Origin of the sequence: Acinetobacter sp. YH12070, assembly GCF_013419625.1 — a bacterium.
GTDB classification, from domain to species: Bacteria; Pseudomonadota; Gammaproteobacteria; order Pseudomonadales; family Moraxellaceae; genus Acinetobacter; species Acinetobacter amyesii.
The window spans coordinates 1-16,482 of record NZ_VOZT01000065.1; the positions used below are offsets into that span (position 1 = coordinate 1).

The 16,482-nt window shown below is 40.4% G+C and carries 16 protein-coding genes, 1 tRNA gene and 2 pseudogenes; 8 read left to right on the forward strand and 11 right to left on the reverse strand.

Features of this window, described 5'->3' with window-relative positions; genetic code table 11:
• Positions 1-79: pseudogene (locus FTU17_RS14900) on the reverse strand (IS1595 family transposase); the annotation flags it as partial.
• A 102-nt stretch (positions 80-181) separates the two neighbouring features.
• On the opposite strand from FTU17_RS14900, the gene FTU17_RS14905 reads away from it, so the two are divergent.
• Complete coding sequence (locus FTU17_RS14905; RefSeq protein WP_180135891.1) at positions 182-1,588, forward strand: P-loop NTPase fold protein; 1,407 nt, start codon at positions 182-184, stop codon at positions 1,586-1,588.
• Here FTU17_RS14905 and FTU17_RS14910 read toward each other — a convergent pair.
• Together FTU17_RS14910 and FTU17_RS14915 are read right to left on the reverse strand one after the other, a co-directional pair.
• Positions 1,572-2,189 carry a CatB-related O-acetyltransferase gene (locus FTU17_RS14910; protein WP_180135892.1) on the reverse strand — a complete coding sequence of 206 codons (618 nt, stop codon included), beginning with the start codon at positions 2,187-2,189 and terminating at the stop codon, positions 1,572-1,574. The genes FTU17_RS14905 and FTU17_RS14910 overlap by 17 nt on opposite strands.
• Positions 2,190-2,273: 84 nt before the next feature.
• On the reverse strand, positions 2,274-2,684 hold the full coding sequence (locus FTU17_RS14915) for a RidA family protein (protein ID WP_180005422.1): 411 nt from the start codon (positions 2,682-2,684) through the stop codon (positions 2,274-2,276).
• Between the two features lie 139 nt (positions 2,685-2,823).
• Here FTU17_RS14915 and FTU17_RS14920 point away from each other — a divergent pair, with 139 nt between their 5' ends.
• A complete protein-coding gene (locus tag FTU17_RS14920) occupies positions 2,824-3,411 on the forward strand; it encodes a TetR/AcrR family transcriptional regulator (RefSeq protein ID WP_180021942.1) in 588 nt (195 codons plus the stop codon).
• A 77-nt stretch (positions 3,412-3,488) separates the two neighbouring features.
• On the opposite strand, the gene greA is transcribed toward FTU17_RS14920, so the two are convergent.
• The 3 genes from greA to carA form a co-directional block, all read right to left on the reverse strand.
• Positions 3,489-3,965, reverse strand: coding sequence for a transcription elongation factor GreA (greA, locus tag FTU17_RS14925; RefSeq protein ID WP_078191345.1), 477 nt, complete (start codon positions 3,963-3,965; stop codon positions 3,489-3,491).
• Between the two features lie 107 nt (positions 3,966-4,072).
• Positions 4,073-7,303 (reverse strand): carbamoyl-phosphate synthase large subunit, encoded by a 3,231-nt coding sequence (gene carB, locus FTU17_RS14930; RefSeq protein WP_180135894.1) that lies wholly within the window; start codon positions 7,301-7,303, stop codon positions 4,073-4,075.
• Positions 7,304-7,316: 13 nt separating this feature from the next.
• Positions 7,317-8,459: a glutamine-hydrolyzing carbamoyl-phosphate synthase small subunit gene (gene carA, locus FTU17_RS14935; protein ID WP_168378093.1), complete on the reverse strand. Its 1,143-nt coding sequence runs from the start codon at positions 8,457-8,459 to the stop codon at positions 7,317-7,319.
• Between the two features lie 312 nt (positions 8,460-8,771).
• Here carA and FTU17_RS14940 point away from each other — a divergent pair, with 312 nt between their 5' ends.
• A complete protein-coding gene (locus FTU17_RS14940) occupies positions 8,772-9,257 on the forward strand; it encodes a hypothetical protein (RefSeq protein WP_180135896.1) in 486 nt (161 codons plus the stop codon).
• 239 nt (positions 9,258-9,496) lie between these two features.
• On the opposite strand, the gene FTU17_RS14945 is transcribed toward FTU17_RS14940, so the two are convergent.
• The gene (locus FTU17_RS14945) at positions 9,497-10,036 is read right to left on the reverse strand and encodes a DOMON-like domain-containing protein (protein WP_078192160.1); all 540 of its coding nucleotides are present in this window, start codon (positions 10,034-10,036) and stop codon (positions 9,497-9,499) included.
• 6 nt (positions 10,037-10,042) lie between these two features.
• The gene (locus tag FTU17_RS14950; protein WP_168378090.1) at positions 10,043-10,366 is read right to left on the reverse strand and encodes a YhbY family RNA-binding protein; all 324 of its coding nucleotides are present in this window, start codon (positions 10,364-10,366) and stop codon (positions 10,043-10,045) included.
• A gap of 195 nt (positions 10,367-10,561) precedes the next feature.
• Here FTU17_RS14950 and rlmE point away from each other — a divergent pair, with 195 nt between their 5' ends.
• From rlmE to FTU17_RS14970, 4 genes are all read left to right on the forward strand, one after another.
• Positions 10,562-11,212, forward strand: coding sequence for a 23S rRNA (uridine(2552)-2'-O)-methyltransferase RlmE (rlmE, locus tag FTU17_RS14955; RefSeq protein WP_078192159.1), 651 nt, complete (start codon positions 10,562-10,564; stop codon positions 11,210-11,212).
• A gap of 136 nt (positions 11,213-11,348) precedes the next feature.
• Positions 11,349-13,247, forward strand: a complete 1,899-nt coding sequence (gene ftsH / locus FTU17_RS14960; RefSeq protein WP_078191443.1) for an ATP-dependent zinc metalloprotease FtsH — start codon at positions 11,349-11,351, stop codon at positions 13,245-13,247.
• Positions 13,248-13,359: 112 nt separating this feature from the next.
• Entirely contained in the window at positions 13,360-14,214 is an 855-nt protein-coding gene (gene folP, locus FTU17_RS14965; RefSeq protein WP_218955563.1) for a dihydropteroate synthase, read from the forward strand.
• 87 nt (positions 14,215-14,301) lie between these two features.
• Complete coding sequence (locus FTU17_RS14970; RefSeq protein ID WP_078191338.1) at positions 14,302-14,616, forward strand: DUF5713 family protein; 315 nt, start codon at positions 14,302-14,304, stop codon at positions 14,614-14,616.
• A gap of 60 nt (positions 14,617-14,676) precedes the next feature.
• Here FTU17_RS14970 and FTU17_RS14975 read toward each other — a convergent pair whose 3' ends face one another.
• The 3 genes from FTU17_RS14975 to FTU17_RS14985 form a co-directional block, all read right to left on the reverse strand.
• Entirely contained in the window at positions 14,677-15,345 is a 669-nt protein-coding gene (locus tag FTU17_RS14975; protein ID WP_180135898.1) for a hypothetical protein, read from the reverse strand.
• Positions 15,346-15,433: 88 nt separating this feature from the next.
• Positions 15,434-15,519, reverse strand: a tRNA-Leu gene (locus FTU17_RS14980).
• A gap of 169 nt (positions 15,520-15,688) precedes the next feature.
• Entirely contained in the window at positions 15,689-16,270 is a 582-nt protein-coding gene (locus FTU17_RS14985) for a hypothetical protein (protein ID WP_180135900.1), read from the reverse strand.
• A 125-nt stretch (positions 16,271-16,395) separates the two neighbouring features.
• Here FTU17_RS14985 and FTU17_RS14990 point away from each other — a divergent pair.
• A pseudogene (locus FTU17_RS14990) lies at positions 16,396-16,482 on the forward strand (IS1595 family transposase); the annotation flags it as partial.

The window sequence follows — 16,482 nt, forward strand, 5'->3', positions numbered from 1 at the left end:
TAGAAGCAGGAATATCAATGCAAAAGCACTGAATAATTTTTTTAATCTTATAGTGACTTAATTTACTGTTTTCTATCATGATTCTAGACTAACATATCTATTCTGCTAGTCTAGAGCCATGTTAATTTATAGCGCTACTGCTATACTCAATACATAGTTAACTTGATGAATATAAATAGAAATGATGGATAATCAATTAAACTGGGCTAAAGATAATTTTGAGAATATTGAAACTGCATGGGAAGGCGATCTTTGGGATCGCCGTCGCTTAGGAGAGCAACTTACAAATTACGTCGATCGCTTAAATTGCGGAGCTGTTCTTGCTTTGGATGCACGATGGGGTGAGGGAAAAACGTGGTTTGTTCGTCACTGGGCGAAACATTTAGATGATACTCAGCATAACGTGATCTATTTGGATGCATTTGCTAATGATTATTTGGAAGATCCATTTTTAACGATTGCCGCTGAAATAAGTCAAACTTTTAAAGAATCAGAAGAAATTGATGATGATGAAATTAAAGATTTTAATGCTAAGACTGCTTCAGTATTAATATCGCTGGCGGCTGTCATACCAATAATTGCGGCTAAAGCGGGGATGCATTGGATTGGCTTGGGTGGAGCTGGAGAAGCATTTAAAGAGGTATATGAAGAAGGAAAAGAGTTGTATGACACAGCAAGTGAGGAAATAGCTGCAAAAGTTAAGGAGAAAATCGAAAAGAAAATAGAGAATCATCAAGTTGAGAAACAAACAATTCATGACTTTAAGAGAGAACTTGCTGAATTAGCTGGAAAATTAGATAAACCTTTAGTTTTTATTATTGATGAGTTAGATCGTTGTCGGCCTGATTTTGCGATACGATTAATTGAAAGGGTTAAACATTTCTTTGATATTCCTAAAATTGTTTTTGTTTTGGTGATGAATAAGCCACAATTATCACAGTCAGTTCAGAATTTTTATGGTTATGAAGCAGAGATAACAGCTGATTATTTTGAAAAATTTATAGATTTAACAATTAAATTTCCAAATTTGGAAGCTTATATTCACTATGAAAATGTATTGAAGGAAGAGCTTTATAGAATTGGTGAGATGGAGCATAAAGAAGCTTTAAATGAATTCTTTTTTTGGGTATTAGCATTACAAAATTATAAAAACTTCAACTCACGTGAATTAAAAAGAAAAATTAATCAATATGCTATTTTGAAAACTAATGATTTTAGAAAAAACCTAATATTAATTGCGTTTGTATTTGGTGTGGAATTTTCAAAAGATTTGAAAATATTTCGTTTAGTTTTAAGTAAGTTAGTTGAAAAACTTAATTTGTCTTTTAGTGATAGTAAATTTCTTGGAAATATTATTATCAGTAAACTACGAACTGAATATTTCATTGATGAATTTCATATAGGAAATTTATATAATAAACAAGTAACATTGAATGAAAAATATGTATCAGTGGGACAACAAGATGCCAAAGAATTGTATATGCTTGAAACTTATACTCCCTTTGCTATCCAGAAATTAAAACACTCCGATGATTTTATAATCGATTGGAAAAACTATGTTGAATCGGGATTTAATCTAGATATTTGATTAATGTATCAACATCATCCGTCTGCAACTGCTCCCGCATCTTTAAAAACTGCTTTTCATCTAAGTCATAAAGCTTGAGTGAAAGCAGTTTTTTGATATCTTCTTCAGAAAAGCGATATTTAATAATTTTAGCAGGAACCCCGCCGACAACAGCATAAGGCGGTACATCTTTGGTTACCACCGCGCCTGTAGCCACCACAGCACCTTCACCGAGTGTAACACCTTGCATAATCATCGCACGTAAGCCGATCCAGCAGCCATCACCAATGATTGTGTCACCCGCAGGGATAAAACTCCGTGTATCAAACGGAAAGGCTGAAATCCAATCCGTGCGGTGGAGTTGGTTGCCGCCCATCATAATCACGCATTCTGCGCCAAAACAGACAAAATTACCGATATGTAACTGGTCTATCGGCTTTTCAGCTGTTGCAGGTTTATCGTGCAAATAACGCACCACACAGCGCTCAAAACCTTGATCCCAATATGCAGAATAATATGAATAATTACCTTTGATGTGAATATTAGGGTTCTTCACTGTTTTAGAGATGAACTCAAATTCACACCAATGATTTACAGGTGAATTAATCAATTTTTCAGACATAAACAGTACAACTTAAAAAGGGTAAACCATTATAACCAATTGAACTGATGTCATGCGTCGTTCATCCCTATTAAAAATCAATCGCTAGACCGAAGTGTTTGTAGGGAGGTTTGGGATCCGAGCAATGACTTTAATTTCAAAATCAAAACCTGCAAGCCAATTAACACCTATTGCTGTCCAGTTTGGATAAGGCTTTTGTGTAAACACCTCATTTTTAACTTTCATGATGACTTCAAATTGCTGTTCAGGGTTTGTATGGAAGGTGGTGACATCGACAATTTCATCGAAAGTACAGCCTGCCGCAGCGAGAGTATGGCTAAGATTCTGGAATGCTAGTTTTACCTGTTTCTCAAAATCAGGTTCAGGACTGCCATCTTCACGGCTACCGACCTGGCCTGATACAAAGAGTAAATTTTCCGATTTAATAGCAGCAGAGTAACCATGCTGTTCATACAAGGCATGGCGATCTTGGGGAAATATTGCAATTCTAGTCATGTTTATTCTCATTCAATATCTGGTTTTAAAAGTGGGGGGAAAGCAGCTTTATTTTTGACATACGTATCGTATGTCAACATAATTGACATACGCCTGGTATGTCAATTAAAATTTTTGTGATGATGAGGTAATCAAAGCAATGTCTGTTCGTGAAAAAAAAATGGCGGCAACCCGCAAGAAACTGATTGAAGTGGCACGCCGTACGTTTGCTGAGTATGGCTATGCAGACACCTCAATGGATAAACTCACGGCAGAAGCAGGGCTGACCCGTGGTGCGCTGTACCATCATTTTGGCGATAAAAAGGGCTTATTTGCTGCTGTGGTTAATCAAATTGATTCAGAAATGGCTTTATCTGCCCAGAAGTATCTGGAGCAACCCGAAGATCTTTGGGAGGGGTTGATGCTTGAGGGGAAAACCTATATTGAAAATGCCTTGAATCCTGAGTTTCAGCGAATTGTATTACGCGACGGACCTGCGGTATTGGGTGATCCTGCGCATTGGCCGAGTCAAAACAAATGCTTGAAGTCTACACGTGAATGCGTAGAACAGTTATTGGCAGCAGACCGAATTAAAGCAGTGAATTCTGAAGCGGCAGCCATATTTTTAAATGGAGCAGCCATGAATGCGGCGCTTTGGGTGGCTTCTAGCAAGAATCCTGAGCAGGTGTTGTCAGAAGCATTACATGCCTTTCAACTTTTTGCATCAGGATTATTAAAAGAAGGATAGAGCAGGGGTATAATAATTATTTATCTGATTATAAAAAACCCCTCAAAAGAGGGGCTTAAAATTGCTATCTTAATGAATTAAAGATATTCAACTTTAGAAACTTCGTACTCAACTTCACCTTGTGGTGTGTTGATTTTTACATCGTCGCCTTCATTTTTACCCAAAAGACCACGCGCAATTGGAGAGTTTACAGAGATTTTGTTGATTTTAAAATCTGCTTCGTCATCACCAACGATTTTATAAGTCTTTTGTTCTTCAGTATCTAAGTTTTCAATGGTCACAGTCACACCGAAAACCACACGGCCATTTTGCTCAAGTGATTTAACATCAATCACTTGGCAAGCACCCAATTTACCTTCGATATCTTGGATACGGCCTTCACAGAAACCTTGTTGCTCACGAGCAGCGTGGTATTCAGCGTTTTCTTTCAAATCCCCATGTTCACGCGCTTCAGCAATTGCTGCAGTAATACGTGGACGATCAACACTTTTAAGTTGCTGTAATTCTTTCTCTAGGGCAATTTTGCCTTCGGGAGTCATAGGATAACGTTGCATTGTTGTCCCTCATGTTTGTAAAAAGAAAAAATCAGTAAAATTTTTACTGACCTAGAAATGAAAAAAAGCCCGCCACCGAGAGGTGGCGGGACTTCTCGGTAACTTAATTAACCTTTAGTAAGGTCTTGTAAGCGGTATACATCCATTGGCAATTTGATTGCTAAAGCTTGGCATACTGCATCAGCACCGTTAAGGGTAGTTGTGTAATACACTTTACCTTGTAATGCAGAGCGACGGATCGAGAATGAATCTTCTTGAGCCTGTTTGCCTTCAGTTGTATTGATAATGAGGTGAACTTCGCCATTTTTCAAGCGGTCTACGATATTAGGACGGCCTTCAGTCACTTTGTTCACACGTTCACATTCAATACCAGCATCTTTAATCACATCATAAGTACCGCCAGTAGCGATGACTTTGAAGCCAAGATCTGTTAACTGTTTCGCAATACCAACAGCACGAGGCTTGTCAGAATGACGAACAGATAAGAATGCATGTTTTACTTCGCCTTCCGTTGGTAGGCCTGGTAAACGGTCATTAGAGCCTAACACAGCTTTATAGAACGCTTCACCAAATGTTTTACCTACACCCATCACTTCGCCTGTAGATTTCATCTCAGGGCCAAGAATTGGGTCAACACCAGGGAATTTGTTGAATGGGAACACTGCTTCTTTTACAGAGAAGTGTTCAGGAATAATCTCTGTAGTGAATCCTTGAGATTCTAAAGATTGACCAGCCATACAACGCGCAGCAACTTTCGCTAAAGATTCACCAATGCACTTAGATACGAATGGAACAGTACGTGATGCACGTGGGTTCACTTCTAGAATGTATACGTCAGTGCCTTTAACAGCAAACTGTACGTTCATTAAACCAATTACGCCAAGCTCTTTCGCCATAGCGATGGTTTGACGGCGCATTTCGTCCTGAACTTCTTTAGATAAAGAGTAAGGAGGAATAGAACATGCTGAGTCACCTGAGTGAATACCCGCTTGTTCGATGTGCTGCATGATACCGCCGATCACAACGTCTTTACCGTCAGATACGCAGTCTACGTCAACTTCAATCGCATCATCTAGGAAGTGGTCAAGAAGTACTGGCGCTTCGTTAGATGCTTGAACCGCATCACGTAAGTAACGTTTCAATTCTTCGTCGTTGTACACGATTTCCATCGCACGACCACCAAGTACATAAGATGGACGTACCACAAGTGGGTAGCCAACTTTTGCCGCTTCAGCCATACCTTCTTCAGCAGATTTTACGATGCTGTTGTTTGGTTGACGAAGTTGTAGACGTTGAATCATTTGTTGGAAACGTTCACGGTCTTCTGCACGGTCAATCGCGTCAGGTGATGTACCGATAATTGGCGCACCAGCTTCTTCCAAAGCACGAGCCAATTTAAGCGGAGTTTGACCGCCGTACTGAACGATAATGCCTTTAGGCTTCTCGATACGTACGATTTCAAGTACATCTTCCAAAGTGATTGGTTCGAAGTACAAACGATCTGATGTGTCGTAATCCGTAGAAACCGTTTCAGGGTTACAGTTCACCATGATAGTTTCATAGCCGTCTTCACGCATTGCAAGGGCAGCGTGTACACAGCAGTAATCGAATTCGATACCTTGACCAATACGGTTAGGACCGCCACCGATGACCATGATCTTGTCGCGAGTAGACGGATTCGCTTCACATTCTTCATCGTAAGTTGAGTACATGTAAGCTGTGTCAGATTCAAACTCTGCAGCACATGTATCTACACGTTTGTAAACTGGAGTTACGCCCAAGTTCCAACGGTGTTTACGGAATTGTTTTTGTGAAATACCCATCAATTTCGCAATACGAAGGTCAGATAAACCTTTGCGTTTGAACGAACGGATGTTGTCCGCATTCAAATCACCAAAACCTAAAGTTTTGATTTGGTTTTCAGTTTTGATGATATCTTCGATTTGAATCAAGAACCAACGGTCAATTTTGGTTGCTTCAAATACTTCATCAAGGGTGAAACCGTGACGGAATGCATCGCCTACATACCAAATACGCTCTGGACCTGGCACTTTCAATTCAACAAGAATTTTCTCACGTGCGCCTTCAGTGCCCACAGCGATTTTTTCGTCAAAACCACATGCGCCCACTTCAAGACCACGAAGTGCTTTAGACACAGACTCTTGGAAGTTACGGCCAATGGCCATGACTTCACCTACAGATTTCATCTGAGTCGTCAAAGTTGCGTCAGCTTGCGGGAATTTCTCGAAGTTGAAACGAGGAATCTTGGTTACAACATAGTCGATCGCAGGTTCGAAAGATGCAGGGGTTGTACCGCCAGTGATGTCGTTTTTCAACTCATCAAGGGTATAACCTACAGCCAATTTCGCCGCGATTTTCGCAATTGGGAAACCTGTTGCTTTAGACGCAAGTGCAGATGAACGAGAAACACGTGGGTTCATCTCGATCACAACCATACGGCCGTCTTTCGGGTTGATACCGAACTGAACGTTAGAGCCGCCAGTTTCAACACCAATTTCACGAAGTACAGCTAAAGATGCATTACGTAAAAGCTGGAATTCTTTGTCTGTCAATGTTTGCGCAGGAGCAACAGTGATTGAGTCACCAGTGTGCACGCCCATTGGGTCAAAGTTTTCAATGGTACATACAATGATACAGTTGTCGTTTTTGTCACGAACAACTTCCATTTCGTACTCTTTCCAACCAATTAAAGATTCATCGATCAATAATTGTTTGGTTGGAGAAAGATCGAAACCGCGTTCACAGATTTCAATGAACTCTTCACGGTTGTAAGCGATACCACCACCTGAACCACCCATGGTGAATGATGGACGGATAATTACAGGGAAGCCGAAACGTGCTTGGATTTCCAAAGCGTGTTCCATGCTTTCTGCAACGTCAGCGCGAGGGCATTCCAAACCGATTTTACGCATTGCGATATCGAAAAGTTTACGGTCTTCCGCTTTTTCGATCGCCTCTTTCGTCGCGCCAATCAATTCAACATTGTATTTTTCTAAAATACCGTTGGCATCGAGTGCAAGGGCACAGTTCAATGCTGTTTGACCACCCATTGTAGGAAGAACTGCGTCTGGGCGTTCTTTCTCAATGATTGCAGCTACAGTTTGCCAAGTAATCGGCTCGATGTAAGTTGCGTCTGCCATAGCAGGGTCAGTCATAATGGTTGCTGGGTTAGAGTTTACCAAAATAACACGGTAGCCTTCTTCACGAAGGGCTTTACATGCTTGAGCACCTGAGTAGTCAAACTCACATGCTTGACCGATGACAATCGGACCAGCACCAATAATTAAGATGCTTTTAATGTCTGTACGTTTAGCCATGATGCTTCCTTAATTACTTCTTAGATGCTTCGATAAGTTCGATGAAATGATCGAACAATGGTGCGCAGTCATGTGGACCAGGGCTTGCTTCGGGGTGACCTTGGAAACTGAACGCAGGTTTGTCTGTACGATGAATCCCTTGAAGGGTTTGGTCGAACAGTGATTTGTGCGTAGCTTTCAAGTTTGCAGGTAATGTTTCTGCATCGACTGCGAAGCCATGGTTTTGCGAAGTAATCATCACAATACCAGTTTCCATGTTTTGAACAGGATGGTTGGCACCGTGGTGGCCGTGAGGCATTTTCACAGTTTTTGCACCTGAAGCAAGTGCAAGAATTTGGTGACCCAAGCAAATACCAAATACTGGTACATTGCGAGCATCTTCTACAATTGTTTTTACAGCTTCAATTGCGTAGTCACATGCAGCTGGATCGCCGGGGCCGTTCGATAAGAACACGCCATCTGGATTCAATGCAAGTACGTCAGCAGCAGGAGTTTGCGCAGGCACGACAGTCAATTTACAACCGCGGTCTGCGAGCATACGTAAGATGTTGGTTTTGACACCGTAATCGTATGCAACAACATGGAATTTAGCTTCAGGCTGAGAGAAACCTTTACCTAATGTCCAAGAACCTTCAGTCCATTCAAAGCCTTCAGGGTCACAGCATTCTTTTGCAAGGTCTAAACCATTTAAACCACCAAAAGCGCGTGCTTTAGCTAAAGCTTCTTCTTCTGTAATGTTTTCGCCAGCAAGGATACAACCATTTTGTGCACCTTTTGCTCGCAGAATACGCGTTAATTTACGTGTATCGATGTCTGCAATAGCAACAACATTGTGTTGTTCAAGGTAATCACCAAGTGATTGCTCAGCACGGAAGTTGCTATGCAATAAAGGTAGGTCACGAATGATCAATCCGTTAGCCCATACTTTATGAATTCGACCTGACTCAGCGTCTTCATCATTACAACCTGTGTTACCGATATGTGGGTAAGTTAGTGTCACAAGTTGTTGTGCATAACTAGGGTCAGTCAAAATTTCTTGATAGCCAGTCATTGCTGTATTAAAAACGACTTCACCAGTCGTACTACCCGATGCGCCAATAGAAGTACCTTTAAAGATAGTTCCGTCGGCAAGGGCTAAAATTGCTGGGGTGCTCAAACCAAAGCTCCTGAAATTTAGGCTGTAAAAAAGCGAGAAGACGAAAAAAAAGGAAGGCTGCTTAAAAACCTACCCTCCTTACATCATCTGCTCGCTTGAACTTAACACGGCATTATACGCAGAAAGCCACTGAAAGTCCATCGCAAATATCAGGAATAAAGCAGATAAAGCGCTTGCATTTTAGAATAAAGTTTGGTTTTGCAAAATCGTAGAAAAATGTAAGCAATTAATTATTGTCAGACAAATCATAAATTAAAATTTATCAAAAAGCGCTAATGTGGGTCGGTCAGCAAAAACTATAGGTACAAAGTCATGGCAACACAACAAAAACAAACAGCGGCTAAATCCTCCCTGAAAGAAGTCGTTATCGAAGGTGCTGAAAAGCTTGAACAAGTTGCAAAAGAGGCAAGTGTTCAAGCCACAGAAGCGGTCACTGAAAGCAAAGAAAAGATCGGAGCAGAGGCAAAGCAGTTGAATGCCAGTGTGCAAGATCAATTGCGTCAGTTGAAGCAAGATGTATTGAATAAACTTGATCAGTTAAAAGTTCAGTTTGGTTCATCGCAAAAAGATTTTAGTGAACTCAAAGAATTTGTGAAAACTGAATTTAATACGGTTATTGATGATCTTTCAAAACTTGGAAAAGAGCTGAAAGAAGATGTGACCCAAATTTCAGGAAAGCACAAAGATCATCTAACAGAAACATTTAAGCGTTCTAAGGAGCATACTTTGGAAGCGTGGAAAAAAGTTTCACCAGTGAAAGCTGAAGTTACGGATCAAACCACAGATCTTAAAAGTTAATTGTGAATGACATGAATTTTAAAACGCTTAAGCTAAGTCTAGTCATTCCAGGGAGCTGGATTGGGTGAGAGCGAATTAAACTTAAAGTTAACGCTATATATGCATAAGGGAGCCATTAATGGCTCCCTTATTGTGAATAGTACATTTAAGTACAAAGCACTTATTTAAAAATAAGCAGGCAATAAAAAAGCAAAAGATCGTACTTTTGCTTTTTATCGAAGGTCAAAACATTAAAAAGTTTAGAACTGATGTAGCCAATCACGTTTGTTGTGAAAGTCAGCATTTGGACTACTATGCTGCATGGCATAGTACTGTTTACCTTGAGGGGTTTTCAGTACAGCAGTTAGACCAATATAGAGATCTTCCCATTTAAGTTTGTACTTCAGCATAAATTCTGTCAGATCAAGACTGACATTTAAGCCATAGTGCGTCCGTTTCAACTGATTCAGTTCGATATCGTAAGCAGCTTGTGGCGGCATATCTTCTGGATAGCGATATTCTTCAAACTGGTAAGCCTGCCAAGCTTGTGAAGGGGAGAGGTTGATTTCACGATAAAAGTCTTCATTGCGTACACCAATAAAAACTTCTAAGCAGGTCTGTTCCCACAAAAAATCGATTCGTGGGTGAGCTGATACCAATTCTGGCCATTGAATCAGTTGGTTTGGGTCTCGAATCCAATAACCCACATTTAAAGTATATGGGCTTTGTTGTTCGATAGCACCAACGACTGATACAGCCTGAAAGCGACGATCAAAAGCGCTGAGTTCGAAACTTGCCATAAATGCTTAGTTAGACAGGTGTGCGTAGCGAACAAGGTTAGACAGTTTTGCATTTTGTTTTGCCGCTTTGCGGTAAATCAAAGCAATCTTACCAATCGTTTGAACAACTTCAGAACCTGAAACAGTCGCAATTTCAGTAATCATTGCAGCACGAGCTTCACGGTCTTCTGCCACAACTTTCACTTTAATTAACTCATGGTCGTTTAACGCACGGTTTAATTCTTCAATAACGCTTTCTGATAAGCCTTTGTCCGCAACCATTACAACTGGGTTTAGGGTGTGACCAATTTGACGTAAGCGTTTACGTTCTTGAATAGATAAAGCCGCCATAAATATAACCTAATTTTAAAAACGACCTAGTATAGCAAAATCAAAGTTGAAGCGCTGTATTTAATCGGCATTTTCTCGATGAAGATTATTGAAAAAAACATGATTTAAGATGCTTTTTAGATACACATGTCTACTGCAAAAGTGCTGAATTTCACGTACAATCAAGACTGAGAAGTTTTTTTTATTTAGAGAGTTATGGCTACCCGCATTACTAACCAGAAATTATCCAAAAGTAGTCGTGACTGGATGCGTGAGCATCTTGATGACCCCTTTGTGAAAAAAGCACAAAAGGAAGGATATCGTGCGCGTGCCGCTTATAAATTGCTTGAAATTCAAGAAAAATACAAATTGATCAAGCCAGGCATGACCGTTGTCGACTTAGGTGCTGCACCAGGTAGTTGGTCGCAAATTGCCGGTAAACTTGTTGGCGACAAAGGTTTGGTAATTGCTTCTGATATTTTACCCATGGATGCTTTACCCGATGTGACCTTCTTGCAAGGTGACTTTCGTGAACAAGAAGTGTTCGATGAATTGTTAAAAATTTTAGATGGACGTACTGTAGACGTTGTAATTTCAGATATGGCCCCCAATACATCAGGTAATAAGGCTGTAGATCAACCGCGTCAGATCTATCTTTGTGAATTAGCAATCGACTTTGCTCAAAAGGTTCTTGGACCAAATGGACAGTTTGTTGTTAAAGTGTTCCAAGGTGTTGGATTTGATGAATACCGTAAGCAAGTTGTAGACACATTTGATGTGCTGAAAACAGCAAAACCGGCGGCTTCACGTGCTCGATCTAAAGAAGTGTTTTTAATCGGGCAGGGACGTAAGAAAGCTTTCAAGTAAAGTTTACTTGCCAACTCGTTAAAAATTGTGCATTTTGTACGTTTTTAAATTATTGCGAAGCTACTCTGCAGCGTAAGTATTAGAGTCACCCATGTAAATGGGATTGAACGAATTAGATAGAAATGGGAATAAAGCTTTGAGCGATCTTTTTAAGAATGCCGTGTTGTGGCTGGTTATCCTAGGCGTGCTGGTTTTAATCTTCAGCAACGTCAGTGACCGCAATCAACCGACCGCGATGAACTATTCTGAGTTCGTGGCAGCCGTAAATGCGGGTCAGATTAAACAAGTCACCATTGATGGCGAAAGAATTCGTGGCGAAAAATCAAACGGTTCTGAGTTTGAAAGTATCCGTCCTGCGGTTCAAGATCCTGAACTTATGCCGAACCTGATCAAGAACAATGTTGTTGTTGAAGGTACAGCGCCACAGCGTCAAAGTATTTTGATGCAACTTCTGATTGCAAGTTTCCCTGTTCTTTTAATCATTCTGTTATTCATGTTCTTTATGCGCAACATGGGTGGTGGAGCTGGTGGTAAGAATGGCCCAATGAGTTTTGGTAAGTCAAAAGCAAAAATGCTGTCTGAAGACCAAATCAAAGTGACATTTACTGATGTAGCGGGCTGTGATGAAGCTAAACAAGAAGTTGTTGAAATCGTTGACTTCCTAAAAGATCCATCTAAGTTCAAGCGACTTGGTGCAAGCATTCCGAAAGGTGTGCTCATGGTAGGTCCTCCGGGTACGGGTAAAACTTTACTTGCTAAAGCCATTGCGGGTGAAGCGAAAGTACCATTCTTTAGTATTTCGGGTTCTGACTTTGTTGAAATGTTCGTGGGTGTGGGGGCGTCTCGTGTCCGTGACATGTTTGAACAAGCAAAGCGTCATGCGCCATGTATCATTTTCATCGATGAGATCGATGCCGTTGGTCGTCACCGTGGTTCAGGTACAGGTGGTGGTAATGATGAGCGTGAGCAAACATTAAACCAAATGTTGGTTGAAATGGATGGCTTTGAAGGCAACGAAGGTATTATCGTTATTGCTGCAACAAACCGTGCTGACGTATTGGATAAAGCTTTACTTCGTCCGGGTCGTTTTGACCGTCAAGTGATGGTATCTCTACCGGATATTAAAGGTCGTGAGCAAATCCTGAATGTACATTTGAAAAAATTACCTTCTGTGACTGGTGTAGATGTTAAAGTCTTGGCACGTGGTACACCGGGCTTCTCAGGTGCTCAGTTGGCTAACCTTGTAAACGAAGCAGCACTGTTTGCTGCACGTCGTAACAAGAACACGGTCGATATGCATGACTTTGAAGATGCAAAAGACAAGCTTTACATGGGTCCTGAACGTAAATCGATGGTGATTCGTGAAGAAGAACGTCGTGCGACGGCTTATCATGAAGCAGGTCATGCGATTGTTGCTGAAATCTTGCCGGGTACAGACCCAGTGCATAAAGTGACAATCATGCCGCGTGGTTGGGCATTAGGTGTGACTTGGCAGTTGCCTGAACATGATCAAACTAGCCATTACAAAGACAAAATGTTGAATGAACTTTCAATTTTGTTTGGTGGTCGTATTGCAGAAGAAGTCTTCATTAACCAAATGTCGACTGGTGCTTCAAATGACTTTGAACGTGCAACGAAAATGGCACGTGCAATGGTTACTAAATACGGTATGTCCGATAAAATGGGCGTCATGGTTTATGAAGATGACTCACAGCAGTCGTTCATGGGTGGTTTAGGAAGTCGCGTGATTTCTGAAGCAACGCAGCTTGAAGTTGACCGTGAAGTTCGCCGTATTTTAGATGAACAATATAAAGTTGCACGCGATATTCTTGAAAATAACAAAGATATCGCACATGCCATGGTGAAAGCATTGCTTGAATGGGAAACCATTGATCGTGATCAAATCCGTGACATTATGGAAGGTCGTGAACCTCAACCACCAAAAGTGTACATCGCAGAAAATCCAGTGATTGATGTAACACCAACGGATGGTCCAGATGTTCCACCACCATTACCGTCATTGCCAAAAGCATAAAAATTTAAAACCACCTTCGGGTGGTTTTTTTATATGAAAATAAATGCATGTGAGCGAAATGCTGAGCAAACTTAGCGTTAAAATAAGCATAGCAAAATCTGGGATGTGTAATATGAAGTTGGTGTCTTTGCCGAATAAAATTTTAAACTGTGGTAATTTGCAATTAGATTTGTCAGAGCCACATGTGATGGGGATTTTAAATGTCACACCGGACTCTTTTAGTGATGGTGGCAAACACAATGGTAAAGACCAAGCTATAGCACATGCCTTACAAATGATAGTGGATGGCGCGACAGTGATTGATGTCGGTGGTGAGTCAACACGTCCAGGCGCATCTGTTGTTGAGGTTGAAGAAGAAATTCGAAGAGTCGTACCCGTCGTTGAAGCCTTATCCAAACACAATGTGGTGATTTCTATCGATACCTCGCAACCTGAGGTGATTGAGGCAGCGGTTCAAGCAGGTGCGCATATCTGGAATGATGTACGTGCATTAACTCGGCCGAATGCCTTAGAAACCGCTGCAAAACTGGATATTCCAGTGATCATTATGCATATGCGCGGCGAACCTACCACGATGAATAATCTAGATCAGTATCAAGATGTCGTGGCTGACGTCATCGATGAATTAAAGCAACGTGTGCAAGATGCATCAGATGCAGGTGTGCGTGCAGAAAACATTATGATTGATCCGGGTTTTGGTTTTGCTAAAAATGCGCAGCAAAACTTAAAGCTTTTACAGCAATTCTATCAATTGAATGACATGGGCTATCCGATCCTGTCGGCATTATCTCGTAAGCGTTTTATCGGTGAAGCACTTGGCGGTGCAGATGCACAAAATCGCGCTGTAGGCTCGGTTGCAGCGCATCTGCTCAGCATTCAACAAGGTGCATGTATGGTTCGCGCACATGACGTCAAAGCAACGGTAGATGCGATACGTGTTTGGCAAGCCATGCAGAATGTAGTGTGATTTGAAAATACTGAATCCCAATAAATTTGGTGAATTGTAGTATTTGTGTTATATAAGCGCCCTGAATGTTTTGTGATAGAGTTTCGTATGTTTGCAGATTTACTGCTACCCATGTTTGATGATGAATATTACCCAGATGTGTTGGTTGCAGAGGTGAAGTTATTGGTTGTTCAATTTGCGAAGAAAATTGCAAAAGCAGATTTAAGTTCAACTGATATCTACCATTTTGCCAATGAAACGGTTGCACAGCTCAATAAGATGAAACCTCAATTTGAAGATTTAGATTCGTCTTTGGATGATACGGCTGCAGATTATATTGCAGAAGCCATGATGATGGTGCTGCAAGATGAAGGCCATATGGATATTGAAATGGAAGAGTTGGTTGCTAACCGAGAATGGTAATTGAACTTTAAAAAAAGCCCTGTAGTGACAGGGCTTTTTTGTGTCCAGAGTTTTAAAAAGTCATTGAGCATTGTCTATAAAATCTTTAAACGATGATTTGATGGATGTTGATAGTTTCTGTTCTTCTTGCATGGCTTGTAGATGAAGGGCGTAGAAATACGTTTGATGCACTTTTTGTTTTAAGGATTGTTGATAAGACCAAAATGCCAGTTGGCGAAGCTTTTGTAGTTTTACCCGTTCAATGGCGCTGCTTTCAGGTTTATAAAATAATTCAGTAAATACACATAAAAACAGACTGAAAAAAAGTCCGCAGAGACTGATGAGGTTTAATACATCTGCTTGTAGATACTTAAAGTTTATAGCAAGGAGAAGTGTGAATTCCCCAAGGAGATATAGCTGTATTTGCAGGCGTTGAACTGCGGACTTGCTGCTAAAACTTACTTGATAATGTGCATACCAAACATAGCAATAGATCAAAGCAAGAATAATCAATATACCAAGATTAAACGCCATGTTTGGGTCGTGAATTGAAAATGTCGTCGAAAACATCTGGCCAAGTACAGCGCTGCCAAGAGAGATTAAAAGTATCAGGCAAAAGCTAAAGATTAAAATGGGTGCAGTGGGTGTGAGATTGATGATTTTAAAATGCGCAAACAGCAGCCGTTGATAAAAGGCATCGGTATGCTTAAGTTGTAGTGCAGGGAGATTAAAATCTGAAGGTATTGGCATTGAATAATAATAGATTTATAAATTTTAGGCATAAAAAAACCAGCAAATTGCTGGATCTTTTATTGCACCAATCTTAGAAGTATAAGAATGGTGCCCGAGGCCAGACTCGAACTGGCACGCTTTGTGGGCGGGGGATTTTAAATCCCCTGTGTCTACCGATTTCACCACTCGGGCATGTGCGCAATAATAGAGGACGAAATGAAGCTTGGCAAGAGTATTTGATGGTGTTTGTTTTAAAATCAATCAATTCATGCATATAAGTTGAAAATATTCAAAACTAGTGATGTATTGAAGGACTTTTTGAGCTGTGATTGAAAGATTATTACACTTCATTAACGCCGACTTATTTCATTAACTCATCAAGATAATGTTCAACATTTTGGTGCTTTAGCTTTTTACACAGCTGATTTTCCTGATGTAGCATTTGTATGTGCAAATTTTGGAACTGGGTAAAGCGCTCAGATAACCGCTTGTAGTTTGCTTGATTCGGATTACTGAGCGTTAAACGAAATTTGGCTTTAAGCATTTGTTTATACGACCAATAAGCAATACGACGTGTTTCATGCAGAAAATAGTATTCTTGGGTGTTACTTCCACCTTTGAATAGATTTTCTTTATAAAAACGCACAAAGCCGAAACTCATGGCAAAAAAGAACAATACAGATTGAACGAAGGTGCTTTGTAAAAAGGCGATATTGAGTAACTGTAATAAAATTACAATCGTAAGTCTGAACGGCGTATTCTTCAAACTTTGATACAGTGACATTGAACTGTGCTTGATTTGCTTGATGACTAAGGGCACAACCAGCATGAAAAACAGCATAATACTCAGTACAGCAACACCATGAGCTCGAAACTCACTCATATCTGGAAAATATAGTTGCACTGCATGACCAATACTCATGCTCAAAGAAATAAAAATCATCGCCGCCAAAACCCAAGGAATGAGTTCTTTGAGTTCGTCTAAAATGCCTTGAGTTTTCAGTTGGCTATAAAATAAATAATTATGTTGGCTCTAGACTAGCAGAATAGATATGTTAGTCTAGAATCATGATAGAAAACAGTAAATTAAGTCACTATAAGATTAAAAAAATTATTCAGTGCTTTTGCATTGATATTCCTGCTTCTAAAACAGCC